Origin of the sequence: Streptomyces sp. NPDC001941 (assembly GCF_040296945.1) — a bacterium.
Classification (GTDB): Bacteria; Actinomycetota; Actinomycetes; order Streptomycetales; family Streptomycetaceae; genus Streptomyces.
In genome coordinates this window covers 56152-69055 of sequence record NZ_JBEOYE010000012.1, presented here as the reverse complement: position 1 = coordinate 69055, position 12904 = coordinate 56152, and the positions used below count along the sequence as shown (strand labels likewise).

The 12904-nt window shown below is 74.3% G+C and carries 13 protein-coding genes; 7 read left to right on the top strand and 6 right to left on the bottom strand.

Annotated features, from left to right (window positions below):
• The first annotated feature begins 486 nt into the window (after positions 1-486).
• The 3 genes from ABT160_RS12060 (at position 487) to nadE (ending at position 2226) form a co-directional block, all read left to right on the top strand.
• The gene (locus tag ABT160_RS12060) at positions 487-966 is read left to right on the top strand and encodes a winged helix-turn-helix domain-containing protein (protein ID WP_351646604.1); all 480 of its coding nucleotides are present in this window, start codon (positions 487-489) and stop codon (positions 964-966) included.
• 63 nt (positions 967-1029) lie between these two features.
• Positions 1030-1326: a hypothetical protein gene (locus ABT160_RS12055; protein WP_351646603.1), complete on the top strand. Its 297-nt coding sequence runs from the start codon at positions 1030-1032 to the stop codon at positions 1324-1326.
• A 60-nt stretch (positions 1327-1386) separates the two neighbouring features.
• Positions 1387-2226, top strand: coding sequence for an NAD(+) synthase (nadE, locus tag ABT160_RS12050; protein WP_351646601.1), 840 nt, complete (start codon positions 1387-1389; stop codon positions 2224-2226).
• A 76-nt stretch (positions 2227-2302) separates the two neighbouring features.
• On the opposite strand, the gene ABT160_RS12045 is transcribed toward nadE, so the two are convergent.
• Together ABT160_RS12045 and ABT160_RS12040 are read right to left on the bottom strand one after the other, a co-directional pair.
• Entirely contained in the window at positions 2303-4075 is a 1773-nt protein-coding gene (locus ABT160_RS12045; protein WP_351646599.1) for a glycoside hydrolase family 3 protein, read from the bottom strand.
• Between the two features lie 100 nt (positions 4076-4175).
• Positions 4176-5519 (bottom strand): MFS transporter, encoded by a 1344-nt coding sequence (locus tag ABT160_RS12040; protein WP_351646597.1) that lies wholly within the window; start codon positions 5517-5519, stop codon positions 4176-4178.
• Between the two features lie 215 nt (positions 5520-5734).
• On the opposite strand from ABT160_RS12040, the gene ABT160_RS12035 reads away from it, so the two are divergent.
• On the top strand, positions 5735-6367 hold the full coding sequence (locus tag ABT160_RS12035) for a TetR family transcriptional regulator (protein WP_351646596.1): 633 nt from the start codon (positions 5735-5737) through the stop codon (positions 6365-6367).
• 58 nt (positions 6368-6425) lie between these two features.
• Here ABT160_RS12035 and ABT160_RS12030 read toward each other — a convergent pair whose 3' ends face one another.
• A complete protein-coding gene (locus ABT160_RS12030; RefSeq protein ID WP_351646594.1) occupies positions 6426-6842 on the bottom strand; it encodes an SsgA family sporulation/cell division regulator in 417 nt (138 codons plus the stop codon).
• 210 nt (positions 6843-7052) lie between these two features.
• On the opposite strand from ABT160_RS12030, the gene ABT160_RS12025 reads away from it, so the two are divergent.
• Together ABT160_RS12025 and ABT160_RS12020 are read left to right on the top strand one after the other, a co-directional pair.
• Positions 7053-7439 (top strand): ANTAR domain-containing protein, encoded by a 387-nt coding sequence (locus ABT160_RS12025; protein ID WP_351646592.1) that lies wholly within the window; start codon positions 7053-7055, stop codon positions 7437-7439.
• A gap of 80 nt (positions 7440-7519) precedes the next feature.
• A complete protein-coding gene (locus tag ABT160_RS12020) occupies positions 7520-8296 on the top strand; it encodes an NAD(P)H-dependent oxidoreductase (RefSeq protein WP_351646590.1) in 777 nt (258 codons plus the stop codon).
• Positions 8297-8356: 60 nt separating this feature from the next.
• On the opposite strand, the gene ABT160_RS12015 is transcribed toward ABT160_RS12020, so the two are convergent.
• The 3 genes from ABT160_RS12015 to ABT160_RS12005 form a co-directional block, all read right to left on the bottom strand.
• A complete protein-coding gene (locus ABT160_RS12015; protein ID WP_351646588.1) occupies positions 8357-8641 on the bottom strand; it encodes a WhiB family transcriptional regulator in 285 nt (94 codons plus the stop codon).
• A gap of 29 nt (positions 8642-8670) precedes the next feature.
• On the bottom strand, positions 8671-9435 hold the full coding sequence (locus ABT160_RS12010; protein WP_351646586.1) for a TioE family transcriptional regulator: 765 nt from the start codon (positions 9433-9435) through the stop codon (positions 8671-8673).
• A gap of 78 nt (positions 9436-9513) precedes the next feature.
• Positions 9514-11967, bottom strand: coding sequence for a beta-glucosidase (locus ABT160_RS12005; protein WP_351646584.1), 2454 nt, complete (start codon positions 11965-11967; stop codon positions 9514-9516).
• Between the two features lie 352 nt (positions 11968-12319).
• On the opposite strand from ABT160_RS12005, the gene ABT160_RS12000 reads away from it, so the two are divergent.
• Positions 12320-12895, top strand: a complete 576-nt coding sequence (locus tag ABT160_RS12000) for a TetR family transcriptional regulator C-terminal domain-containing protein (RefSeq protein ID WP_502984209.1) — start codon at positions 12320-12322, stop codon at positions 12893-12895.
• Positions 12896-12904: the final 9 nt, after the last annotated feature.

Genomic DNA, 12904 nt, shown 5'->3' with positions numbered 1-12904 from the left:
TGAAGAAAACCGAAGGCGTAAAACTCAAATAAGGAAGGAATTAATTGCAAAAAGGGGCGGTTCTCCTTTAAGGTAGGGGCTCAAGCGACCGACCGGTCGAAGTGATGAAGCGCGAAAGGAGGCGGGACACCATGGACAACAGTCCGAGTCGAGAACGGCACGAGCACGAAGCCGAGCCGCCCCCGCTTCCTCGCGGTACGCGCTGACGGCGCGACTCCCGGTCCCCCTTCCGGCACCACACCGTCGCCCGCCGCCGCCACCCCCGGGGCCCCGTGCCCCGTGGAGGCGACAGGCGGGCGGCGCAGTGCCGTACCCCCGAAAACCCCGTCACGGCCCTGCTCGCACCCGCCGGGACACTTCCCGCACCGTGCCCGAGCACGTCCGCACGGACGCGCAATTCCGCGGAACCGTCATCGGCCGCGCCGCGCCGTCCCCTTTACCTGAACGACTGAATTACCTCGCGACACATGCGAGAGGAGAAGCATCATGAACGCACGACTGGTGAACATTCCCAGCATTCCCGCCCCCCGCAGGAACCGCCGCGCCGTCACGACGGCCCGCTGCGACCTGCGCCCGCGCACCACGGCCAGGACCGGCATCCGGCACACCGCCGCCGACCTGCCGCACGCCCCGGTGCACCGCGCCGGCGACCTCGTCGTCGACACCGACCGCCGCCGCGTCAGCGTCGACGGCCGTGAACTGCGCCTGACCGTCATGGAGTTCGAGCTGATCGCCCACCTCGCCGCACACCGCGGCCGGGCCTTCACCCGCGCCGAGCTGATGGAGCGGGTGTGGCAGCTCAGCGACACCGACGGCGGCCGCACGGTCGACACCCACGTCGACCGGCTGCGCCACAAGCTCGGCCGCCGCCACCGCGCGCTGCTGCGCACCGTCGGCGACGCCTTCGCGCTCGACGCGTGGACCTGGCGCCGACCGGCCGTCCTGACCATGCTGCGCACCGCCTGAGCCGTACGCCCCCGCGCACGGCCCGGGCCGTGCGCCACGCCCTGACCCGTCGGGAGGCCCGCCATGACCTGCTACGGACACCACACCCAGCCCCACATCCGCGTCCACGAGACCCGGTGGGCCCGCCAGGAGGTCCGCGCGGCCGCCCGGCGGCTCACCCGCGACAGCGGCGCCCTCGCCGTGGCCTCCGCCGGCGCCTGGCGCGCCGGGCTCGCCAGCCGCGTGTGCGGACTGCGCGACGCGGTGGTGCGGGCCCGCTGCGCCGGCGTCCCGGTCGACGTGATCGCCCGCGACGGCGGACTGCCCCGCGACGTCGTCCACCGCTGGACCGCGCCCGCGCGGGCGCGCCGCGCACGATAGCCGCAGCCCACGGGCCGGGCCGGTCCGGCAGCGGCGGCGCACGGACCGTACAGTACGTGGATGGCAAACAGGCAGCAGATTCTGGCCGAGCTCGGCGTCAAGCCGACCATCGTTCCCAAGGTCGAGATCCGGCAGCGGGTCGACTTCCTCAAGGACTACCTGCGCACCACCGGTGCCAAGGGCTTCGTCCTCGGCATCAGCGGCGGCCAGGACAGCAGCCTGGCGGGCAAGCTGTGCCAGATCGCGGTCGAGGAACTGCGCGAGGAGGGCCGCGAGGCGACCTTCGTGGCCGTGCGCCTGCCCTACGGCGTGCAGGCCGACGAGGCCGACGCCCAGACCGCGCTCGGCTTCATCCGGCCCGACGAGTCCGTCGCCGTGAACGTCAAGCCCGGCGCGGACGCGCTGGCCGGCGCGGTCGCCGAGGGCGTGCGCGAACTCCTCGGTGAGGAGCAGGGCCTGCGCGACTTCGTGCGCGGCAACGTCAAGGCCCGCGAGCGCATGGTCATCCAGTACGCGATCGGAGGCCAGCTCGGCCTGCTCGTCGTGGGCACCGACCACGCCGCCGAGGCGGTCACCGGCTTCTTCACCAAGTACGGCGACGGCGGCGTCGACCTGACCCCGCTCACCGGCCTCAGCAAGCGGCAGGGCGCCGCACTGCTGCAGGAGCTGGGCGCGCCCCCGAGCGTGTGGCAGAAGGTGCCCACCGCCGACCTGGAGGACGACCGGCCCGCGCTGCCGGACGAGGTCGCCCTGGGGCTGACCTACCAGGAGATCGACGACTACCTGGAGGGCGCCGAGGTCGCCCCCGAGGTCGCCGAGAAGCTGGAGGCCACCTTCCTGGCCACCCGCCACAAGCGCACCGTCCCGGTGACCCCCCTCGACACCTGGTGGCGCGCCTGACGCGGCCGAACGGGCGGCGGTCCCCCTGACCGGGGGGCTGCCGCCCGTCCTGTTGCCGTGCGCGGTGCCGTACGCGTCAGATGCTCAGGCCCGCCCCGTACGGGAACACCGGGTCGGCCGTGTCGTTGGGCACGTCCGGGCGCGACGCCGCCACCGCGGCCATCGAGCGCGGCAGCTCGAACGGCAGCCGCCCCTGCGCCTTCGCCCGGCCGAACGCCACGTCCAGCAGCGCCGCGTCGCTCGCCCCGAAGTCCGCGACCAGCGCCGCCGCCCGCTCGGCGATCTCCGGGATGACCGCGGCCCGCTCCAGGTTGATGCAGACCAGCGTCGGCACCGCGTCGAGCAGGGCCAGGACCTCCTTCAGCTCGTCCTCGGGGAAGGCGAGCGTGCCGGAGTGGAAGAACGCCTCGAACTTGTTGGCCCGCTCCTCGTACGGCGTACGCAGCCGCAGCACCGCCACGTCCGCCTCGGCCGGGTCGTCCACCACGTCCCCGTACTCCGCCGCCGCGGCGGCGGCCAGGCCCTTGGCGTACACCTTCGGGCGGCCCGCCAGCGGCAGCAGCCCGTCGCGGTTGGACAGCACGGTCAGCGAGCGGCGCTGCGCCTCGGCCCCGGCCGCGGTGAACCGGGCGGCGCCGACCACGGCGACGGCCTCGTCCGGGTCCACGTACGGGTCCTCGAACAGGCCGAGCACGAACTTCTCGCGCAGCAGGCGCCGCACCGACGCGTCGACGCGCTCCTCGGGCACCCGGCCCGAGCGCACGAGCTCCACGATCACCTCGGGGCACTCCTCGCCGCCGAACTGGTCCACGCCCGCCTGAAGGGACTTGGCGGCCCGCTCGGCGACGCTCAGCTCCTCCACGCCCCAGGCGCGCGCCGGGTGCGGCTCGCCGAAGATCACCGAATCGTTCAGCAGGCCCCAGTCGCAGCACACGATGCCGTCGAAGCCCAGCTCCTCGCGGAGCAGGCCGGTGATCACGCCCTTGTTGAAGCCGAAGCCGACCTCCTCCCAGTCGGTGCCGACCGGCTGGCCGTAGTACGGCATCATCTGCGAGCAGCCCGCCTCGATGGCCGCCTTGAACGGCGCCAGGTGGTAGTCGCGCATCCCGCCCGGGTACACCTGCTCCTTGCCGTGCGCGAAGTGCGGGTCCTCGCCGTCCTTCTGCGGGCCGCCGCCGGGGAAGTGCTTGACCATCGCGGCCACCGAGCGTCCGCCGAGCTCCGTGCCCTGCAGCCCGCGCACGTACGCGCGCACCAGTTCGCTCGTGGTGTCGGCGTCCGAGCCGAACGTGCCGGTCTGGCGCGACCAGCGGGGCTCGGTCGCCAGGTCGATCTGCGGGTGCAGCGCGACCCGGAAGCCGACCGCGAGGTACTCGCGGCGTACCGTGTCGCCGAACTTCTCCACCAGCTCCGCGTCACCGATCGCGGCCAGCCCCAGCGGCTCGGGCCAGGCCGAGAACGCGCCGGAGTTGAAGGAGGCGCCCGGGTTGTCGGTGAAGGAGTGGCGCGGGTCCGTGGACAGCGTGACCGGGATGCCGAGCCGGGTGTTCGCGGCCATCTCCTGCACGCGGTTGACCCACTGGGCCATCTCCCGCACGCCGTACTGGCCCAGCAGGTTGAAGTGCGTCAGATGGCGCTCCTCGATCAGCTCCGGGGTGGTGAGGGGGAGCATCGAGCCGTCGGTCTCGGTGACCAGCGTCCCGTCGGGGTTCATCATCAGCATCGAGTGGAAGAGCTGGCCGGCCTTCTCCTCCAGCGTCATGCGCGACAGCAGGTCCTCGACGCGTTCGGCGACCGGCAGGGCGGGGTCGCGGTAGGGGAGGGGGGCGGGGGCGTGTGGCGTGGACATGTGCGGATGCCTCTCTTCACAGGGCTTCACGGGTTTCAAGGGCTTCACGGGCGTGGCGGTCCGCACGGGCGGGGCGGGCGGAGCCGTACGGGGGCGCGCGTCACTTCACGGAGCGGATGAACTGCACGGCCAGCGCGCCGAGCACGCAGGCCACGCCGCCGAACAGGTAGAGCGCGCCGTAGTTGCCGCCCCCGCCGACCGCGAGGATCGAGGGCGCGACGATCGGGACGAGCGACTGCGGCAGGGCGTTGCCGATGTTGAGGACGCCCATGTCCTTGGCGGCCTCCTCCGGGTTCGGCAGGACCGCGGCGGCCAGCGCGACGTCCACGGAGAGGTACAGGCCCTCGCCGAAGCCGAAGACCACCAGGGCCAGCGCGAACATCCCGAAGGAGTGCGCGGTCGCGATCAGCACCAGGCCGACGGCGATGACGAGGGAGGAGCCCAGGACGTAGGGCTTGCGGCGCCCGGAGCGGTCCGAGAGCTGGCCGCCGAGCAGCGAGCCCGCGACGACGGCGACGACCATGGCCAGGGTGCCGGTGAAGAGCTTGCCGGACACCTCGCCCTCGCCGTAGCCGAGCCGGTCCATCAGGAAGTACACCTGGTAGCTGGTGACGCAGGCGATGCCGACGAAGACCAGGAAGCGGCCCAGGAAGTTCCAGGCGAAGTCGGGGTGCCGGCGGGGGCTGACCCAGAAGCTGCGCAGGAACTCGCGCACGGAGTACGGCTCGAACGCGCCGGGCTTCGCGGGCCGGTCCTTCATGACCGCGCACAGGAAGCCCGCGCCGGCCACCCCGATCAGGCCGGGGACCACGAAGGCCAGGGCCAGGTTGGTGTGGAAGGCGTTGGCCAGGAAGGTGCCGAGGACCATCGCGATCGACATCATCATGCCGACCACGCCGGAGACCCGGGCCCGCTGGTGCTCGGGCACCAGGTCGGGGATGCAGGCCACCAGGGCGGACAGCGCCGCGTTGCAGCCGAGCTGGGCGATGGCCCAGCCGAGCATCAGCGCCGGTACGGACCCGCCGAAGGCGACGACCGACAGGCCCGCGAGCCCGGCCAGCATGCCGCCGAGCACCCACGGGCGACGGCGGCCGAAGCGGCTGGTGGTGCGGTCGGACAGGGCGCCGAAGACCGGGTTGCCGATCATCGCGAGGACCGCGCCGAGGGAGAGGACCTGCCCGAGGGCGGAGCCGCGGTCGGCGGACGGGACGATCTGCGCGACGCGCAGCGCGAGGGTGACCATGACCGGGGTCAGCACCGCCACCATGACGCCGAGCTGGGCGAAGGCGAGGCCGAAGACGAGCTTGGCGGGGGCGTCGGGGACGCCGGGCGTACGGCCCGCTCCATCGGGGACGGCCGTCGCGCCGGGCGCCTGGGGGGCGCTCTCCGGTGGGGGGACGGCGACCGCGTGGTCGCGGTCCCTGGCGTCCTGGGTGACGGCCATGGTCAGCCTCCTGGGGGACGTGCGCGGCGCCCTTGCCACGCTCTGGTAACGCCACCGTAAACTCGAAAACCGAGTGGTTACTAGGTTTTCACGTGTGGCCTGGATCACGCGGTCCGAGGAGCCTCCGGGAAGGCGTGCGAACCTTGATCGACCGGGCGTCGTCCCAGGTCGGAGCCGGGGTTGTCAGGACCGTCGGCCCGGTTAAGGTGGGCCGCATGGAGGCGAACCAGGGGCGAAGGCCCCGTACGAGCAGGGCGAGGGGCGGCTACGCCGTCGGCGACGAGCGGCGCACCCGCATCCTGGACGCGGCCGTCGAGCACTACGCCCAGTGGGGTTTCCACGCCTCCTCGCTCGCCCGCATCGCCAAGGACGTCGGCGTCACCCAGGGCGGACTGCTGCACCACTTCCGCAGCAAGGAGGACCTGCTCGTCTCGGTCCTCGAACGCAGCGACGAGCAGGACGTCGAGCGGTTCTTCGCCGCCGAGCCCGCCAGTGCCGCCGACTGCTTCCGCACCCTGGTCGACCTGGCCGCCCACAACGCCGGGCGCCCGGGCCGGGTCAGGATGTTCAACGTCCTCGCAGCCGAGGCCGGCTCGCCCGGCCACCCGGCCCACGCCTACTTCGAGCGCCGCTACCGCGACGTCCTCGACCACGTCTCGGGCGCCCTGCGGCGCGGCGTGGACAGCGGGGAACTGCGCCCCGACACCGACGGCGAGCAGACCGCCCGCGAGATCGCGGCCGTCATGGACGGACTGCAGCTCCAATGGGCCCTGGATACCACGGGGTTCGACATGGCGGAGCGCCTGCGCGCCTACCTGGACCGGCTGTTGCGCGTACTGGCGGCGTGACGCACGCCGCGCACGCGGGCTTCACCACGCGCGTCGGTTGCCGCGCCACCGGACCCGATCAGGTCTGACCCTTCGTCAGAACCGTTCCCAGGAGCGCCTCCAGGCTGTCGTCGGTCCGCTCCAGGCCCGGCGGCACGACCACCCCCGTGTGCCGTACGAACTCACCCACCGCCTCGGCGGAGAGCTGGAGTTCGGCGTACCCCTCCGGGCTGCTCAGGGCCAGGCGCAGCCACCCGTCCCCGCACGGGGCGACCCGCACGTCGCCCACGCCCGCGGGTTGCCGCAGGCCCTCGGCGAGCAGATCGCGGGCGAAGGTCCAGCGGATCGGTTCCTCGCCGTGAACCTGGGGGAAGACGACCTGTACGGCCAGGGGGTCGTGGGCGCTGTAGACGAGCAGCAGACGCGGCTCCAGCGGGCGGTCCGCTCCCCGTACGTGCACGCGGGCCGGGACGATGTGGATGATTCCTGCGGGCATTGCGGTCTCCTGCCCGGCAAGCGGTTGTCCACGCCCGTGGATCCCCGTCGAAGCGGAGCAGTCGGGGCCCCGCCGCGCACGCAGGCGTGGTGCGCGGCGCGACGCGCGCCCCCGCCTGGCGCGGGGCGCGCGCGGGTTCCCCGCCGCGATCGCGGGCAGGTGGTCCTGCGATGTGCCCCGACCGGCCCGCAACCCCCGATGGAGGCCCGAATGGCGTTCTTCGCACTGTCCAAGACCCAGCCCCTGCGCCTGCTGTCGGCGACCGACGCCGCCCTGGAGCAGGACCGGCTCCGCGGCCTCAACGGCGAACTGGAGCGCGCCAACGCCCAGTTGCTGCGTGCGGTCGAGTCGCACGCGGTGATCGACCAGGCGATCGGCGTGGTCGTGACCCTGGCCCGGATCCCGCCCGCACACGCCTGGGACGCGCTGCGCGAGGTGTCGATGCGGACCAACGTGAAGGTGCGCGACGTGGCCGGGCACGTGGTGGCGTTCGCCCAGGGGGAGGAGCTCCCCGAACCGGTGCGCGGCGCCCTCGGCCGCGTACTGGACCACCGGGGGCGCGACGCCGGCGCGTGTGGGGCGGGGAGCGTCGGGTAGGCGGCGCTTGATCAAGTCCCGAACGTGCCCCGGGACCCGGGATCCGCGCCCGGGACCGGGGCGTTGAGGAGTGCGTACGGATGCGAGTGCTGTGGCTCTGCGCCCACCCGGAGGAACGGTCCCTGAACGGGGCCCTGCGCGACGAGGGGGTCCGTCACCTGACGGCCGCCGGGCACGACGTGCGGGTGTCCGACCTGTACGCGATGAAGTGGAACCCGGTCGTCGACGTCGAGGACTTCGGCCACGACCGCGCGGACCGGCTGCTCGTCGGCGAGGCCGCCCACGGCGCCCACGACGCGGGCGCGCTGGCCCCGGACATCGTGGCCGAACAGCACAAGCTCGCCTGGGCCGACACGCTCGTCGTGCAGTTCCCGCTGTGGTGGTACGGGATGCCCGCGATCCTCAAGGGCTGGTTCGACCGCGTCTTCGTCAAGGGCTTCGCCTTCGGCCTGCACGACGCGCACGGCAACCAGCTCCGCTACGGCGAGGGCCGGCTCGCCGGCAAGCGCGCCATGGTCCTGGTCACGGCCGGCGCCCGCGCCTCGGGCCTGGAACCGCGCGGCGTCAACGGAGGACTCCTCGACCTGCTCTTCCCGCTGCACCACGGAACGCTCTGGTACGTGGGCATGGACGTCCTCCCGCCGTTCCTCGTCCACGGGGCCGACCGGCTGGACGCGCAGGGGTACGAGCGGGTCGCCACCGCCCTGCGCGAGCGCCTGGACGGCCTCCCGCACGCCGCCCCGCTGCCCTTCCGCCACCAGAACCACGGCGACTACGACGAGGACCTGGTACTGCTCCCCGAGCTGAGCCCCGGCGTGGAGGGGCCGGGTGCGCACTACCGGCAGGCGGGGGAGTAGGGGCACGGACAGGGGTGGCCGCGGCCCGGAGGGGCGCGGACCGCGGTGGTGCCCGGTCCGTCAGGTGCGGCCGGCCGCGGCCGCGCGCGAGCGGCGCCTGCGGGCCCGGCCGCGTTCGTCCTCGTTGGTGCCGCCCCACACCCCCGCCAGCTGTCCCGCGTCCAGGGCGTAGGCCAGGCACTGCCGTCGGACCGGACATCGGTCGCAGACGGCTTTCGCCTCCGCCTCCTGGCGAAGCGCCGGACCCTTCGACCCCACGGGGAAGAAGAGCTCCGGATCGACTTCAAGGCAGGCGGCCCGCTGTGACCAGTCCTCGTTCCATGAATTCGATGTCACGGTGTGCATGAGGCGCGCGTGCCCGAGGTGTCCGCCGGTCAAACAACGTCGAACGCGAAGGAGTTGTGCCCGTCCAGGGGTCTGTCCGGGGGTCCGTCCACAGGCCCGTCCGGGTGCCCGCCCGGGTGCCCGTCCAGGTACGCGTCCAGCAGGCCCGACGCCCGCAGCATCGCGCGGCCGCGGTCGGTCAGCCGGGACTGCCAGGTGCCCAGCGACTCCGCCAGGGCCTGCGTGCCGCCCGCGGTGCGGATCCGGTCGAGCACCGCCGCCACCTGCTCCAGCGGATGGCCGCCCCGGCGCAGCAGATGGGCGAGGTCCGCGTCCCGCACGTCCGGCGCCGCGTACGTGCGGTAGTGCGTCGCCGGGTCCCGGGCCGGGACGAGGACCCCCGCCTCCTCCCACTTCCGCAGCGTCGCCGGGGTGAGCGAGAGCCGGTGCGCCAGGTCGCCGATCGTCAGGGTGCCGGGCGCGGCGGGCGGCTCCCCGGCGAGGTCGCCGAGCGCCTCCCGTACCGCCGCCAGCGTCGCCCGGTCACGGCGCAGCACCGCGTGGCCCTCGTCGATCGCCGCGAGCGCCTCGTCGAGACGGCCGCCGTGCACCGCCCGCATGACCCGGCCCGCCGTCGCGTACCCGTACGCCGCCACCAGCGCCAGGTACGCCCGCAGCGCCGCCGCGTGCGCCTCCGTGTACGCCCGGTAGCCCGAGGGGGTGCGCCCGGCGGGCGGCAGGAAGCCGTCGCGCTCGTAGTTGCGCACCGCCTGCGTCGAGATCCCGTGCTCTCGGGCCAGGTCGAAAGGTCTCATCCTGCTCACCGGGTGGAGGTGGAATCGGGTGCACCAGCAGGTCGAGACCCTATCCGACGGCGCCGGGACACCGGGTCCTCAGGGCACGTCGAGCGTCCGCGTCAGGCGCGCGTCCCGGCTGGAGCGGCCCACCCGGAGCAGGTAGCGGCCCGGTGGCAACCGCCAGCACCCGGCCCCGGTGTCCCAGACCTCCGCCGCGCGGCGCGGGACCGCGACGGTCGCGGTGACCGTCTCGCCCGCCCGCGCCCGCACCATCGCGAAGCCCGCGAGGAGACGCACCGGCCGCTCCAGGGACGGGTCCTGAGGGGGCGTCAGGTACACCTGCACCACCTCGTGGCCCGTCCGGGGGCCCGTGTTCGTCAGCCGTACCGTCAGCGTGCACCACGCCTCGCCGGGCCCCCGCTCCAGCGCCGCCTCCTCGTAGTGCCACCGCGTCCACCCCAGCCCGTGGCCGAACGCGAACGCCGGCTCGCGCCCCGCCCGGTCCCAGGCCCGGTACCCCACGTGCGGGCCCTCGCGGTAGTCCACCACCCCGGCCACCGGCCGGGCGTGCGGCACCGGGACGTCCTCCTCCCGCGCGGGCAGCGTCCACGGCAGCCGCCCCGAGGGCTCCGTGCGCCCGAACAGCACGTCGGCCAGCGCGTGACCCGCCTCCTGGCCCGGCAGCCACGCCCACAGCACCGCGGGCACCTCGTCCGCCCACGGCAGCAGTACGGGCGCGCCCGCGTTCACGACCACGACCGTACGGGGGTTGGCCGCGGCCACCGCCCGCACCAGCGCGTCCTGGTGGCCCGGCAGCGACAGGTCCGTACGGTCCCAGCCCTCCGACTCCACCTCCTCGTTGGTGCCCACCACCACGACCGCCACGTCCGCCTCCGCCGCGGCCCGGACCGCCCGCGCGATCTCGTCCTGAACCGTCGGACCGGGCGGGCGGTGGCGCAGGTGGGCGCTCACGAACCGCCCGTAGCCCTCGGCGTCGACGACCTCCAGGTCCGCCTCCACCTCCGCGTGCACCGGGGCGTCGCCCACCACGAGGTCCCGGTGGCGCACCGGCGGCCGGTTGTGGGTGGAGCCGAGCACCACCTCGACCCCGCCGCGCTCCTCCTCGTACGACACCACCTCCCCGTCCACCGTCAGCCGGTGGCGGCCCGCGCAGCCGAACTGGAGCCGGTGCGTGCCCTGTTCGGCGAGCGTGACCCGGGTGCGCAGCACGACGCGGTGCGTGCCGGGCGGGAAGTCCCCGAAGGTGCCCCAGTCGCCGGTGGGCCGCACCGCCGTGCCGAGCTCGCCGCCGTCGGCCGCCAGGTAGCGCGCCTCGACGCCCGGTGTCCCGTCCGGCGCGGTCGCCGAGGCGGCGGTCAGGAACGGGACCCGCACGCGCGCGTCACCGCCCCGGTGCACGCTCAGCCGCGCCCCCTCGCCCAGCGCCGCCCGCAGGCCCTCCTCGAAGCCGACCACGCGCCGCGCGGGCACGAACGCGCTGCCCCCGCCCTGCAGGTAGGGGCGCACCGCGTTCGGCCCGATCAGCGCCACCGACTCCGGCGCGGCCAGCGGCAGCAGCCCGCCCTCGTCGCGCAGCACCACCATGGAGCGCGCCGCGATCGTGCGCAGCAGCCCCGGGTCCGCCGCCACCGGCTCCGGGCGCTCCCCGCGGCCGTCGAGGCGGCCCACCCGGGCGGCGAGGCGCAGCAGGCGCACCACCTTGTCGTCCACCACGTCCATCGGGACCCTCCCGTCCCGCACCGCCGCGACCAGCGCGTCCCCCCACGGCCCTTCGGGCCCGGGCATCACCACGTCGAGTCCGGCGACGGCGGAGGCGACCGTGGAACGGGTGGCGGCCCAGTCGCTGACCACCAGGCCGTCGAACCCCCACTCCTCCTTCAGGACCCGGCGCAGCAGACCCCGGTGCTCGGCCATGGGAGCGCTCTCGGAACCGTCGTCGACCCCCGAGTACGCGGCCATCACGCTCCACGGACCCGCCTCGGCGAGCACCTGCTCGAACGGCGCGAGGTACACCTCCCGCAGCGCCCGCTCGTCGATCCGCGACACGTAGCGCGTGCGGTCCGTCTCGGAGTCGTTGGCGACGAAGTGCTTCACGCAGGCGGCCACCCCGGCCCCCTGCAGCCCCCGGACCACCCCGGCGGCCAGCCGCGCGGTGAGCAGCGGGTCCTCCGCGTAGTACTCGAAGTGGCGCCCCGCCACCGGGGTGCGCTGGAGGTTGGCGAGCGGCGCCAGGACCAGGTCCACGCCCTTGCGGCGCGCCTCGGCCGCGAACAACGCGCCCAGCCGGTCGGCCAGTTCGACGTCCCAGGTCGCGCCGAGCGCGCTCGGCGCCGGGGCGAGCAGCCCCGTCGGGTCGTCCTCGCGGCCGGTGCCGCGCACCCCCTGCGGGCCGTCGGACATCGTCACGGCGCCCAGCCCCACGGCGGGCTCCGGCGGCAGCGACCAGAGGTCGGCGCCGGTCAGCAGGCGGACTTTCGCCGCCAGGTCCAACCGGCCCACCAGGTCAGCCAGTTCGCCCTCCGAGGGCATGCCGGAGGGGGGTGGTGGCGAAGGCGCGGTTCCGGGCGTACGGGCGGTTTCGGGCGCCGTGGCCGGTGCGTCGGAGGCGGGCGCGGCCGGAGAAGTCATGCGTGTCCTCGAAGTCCGGGCAGGGCGAACGAGCAGCATGGAAGCACACTTACCGAGCGGTTAGTAAGTAGGCGTCCGGAAGTTCTTTCCGGCCGATCAACCTCCGCCTACACTCCGCACGGTGAGTACGCACCAGGCGGCCCCGACCGCACACCACAGCGCCTCCGGCGACGCCGACGCACCCGCGCGGGGCGCCCGGCGCGGCCGCAGCAGGGCCGCCCAGGACCGCCACGACGAGATCCTGCGGATCGCGATGGACACCTTCGCGGCACGCGGCTACGGCAAGGCCTCGCTCGCCGAGATAGCCGAGCGCGCGGGCCTCACCCAGGCCGGAGTGCTCCACTACTTCCGCTCCAAGGCCAACCTGCTGACCCAGGTGCTCGACCTGCGCGACGCCACCGACATCGCCCGCCAGGGACCCGAACGCCCCCGGGGCACCGCCTTCCTGGAACACCTGGTCGACACGGTCCGGCACAACGCCGAGCGCGCCGGGATCGTCCGCCTCTACACGGTCCTCTCCGGGGAGAGCGTCACCGACGACCACCCCGCCCAGCCGTACTTCCGCGAGCGCTACGCGGGCCTGCGCTCCCTCGTCGTCCAGGCCCTGACCGAGGCGCGCGCCCTGGGCGAGACCCGGCAGGACCTGGACGTGGAGCACACCGCGAACGCGCTCATCGCGGTGATGGACGGCCTCCAGGTGCAGTGGCTGCTCGACCCGGACGCGGTCGACATGGCGCACTCCACGCGGCTGGCGCTGGACGCGCTGGTGGGCGGGGGCGGGACCGGGCGGGGCGCGCCGGGTGCCGGGGAGGACCCCGGCGCGCGCTGACCCGGGCGG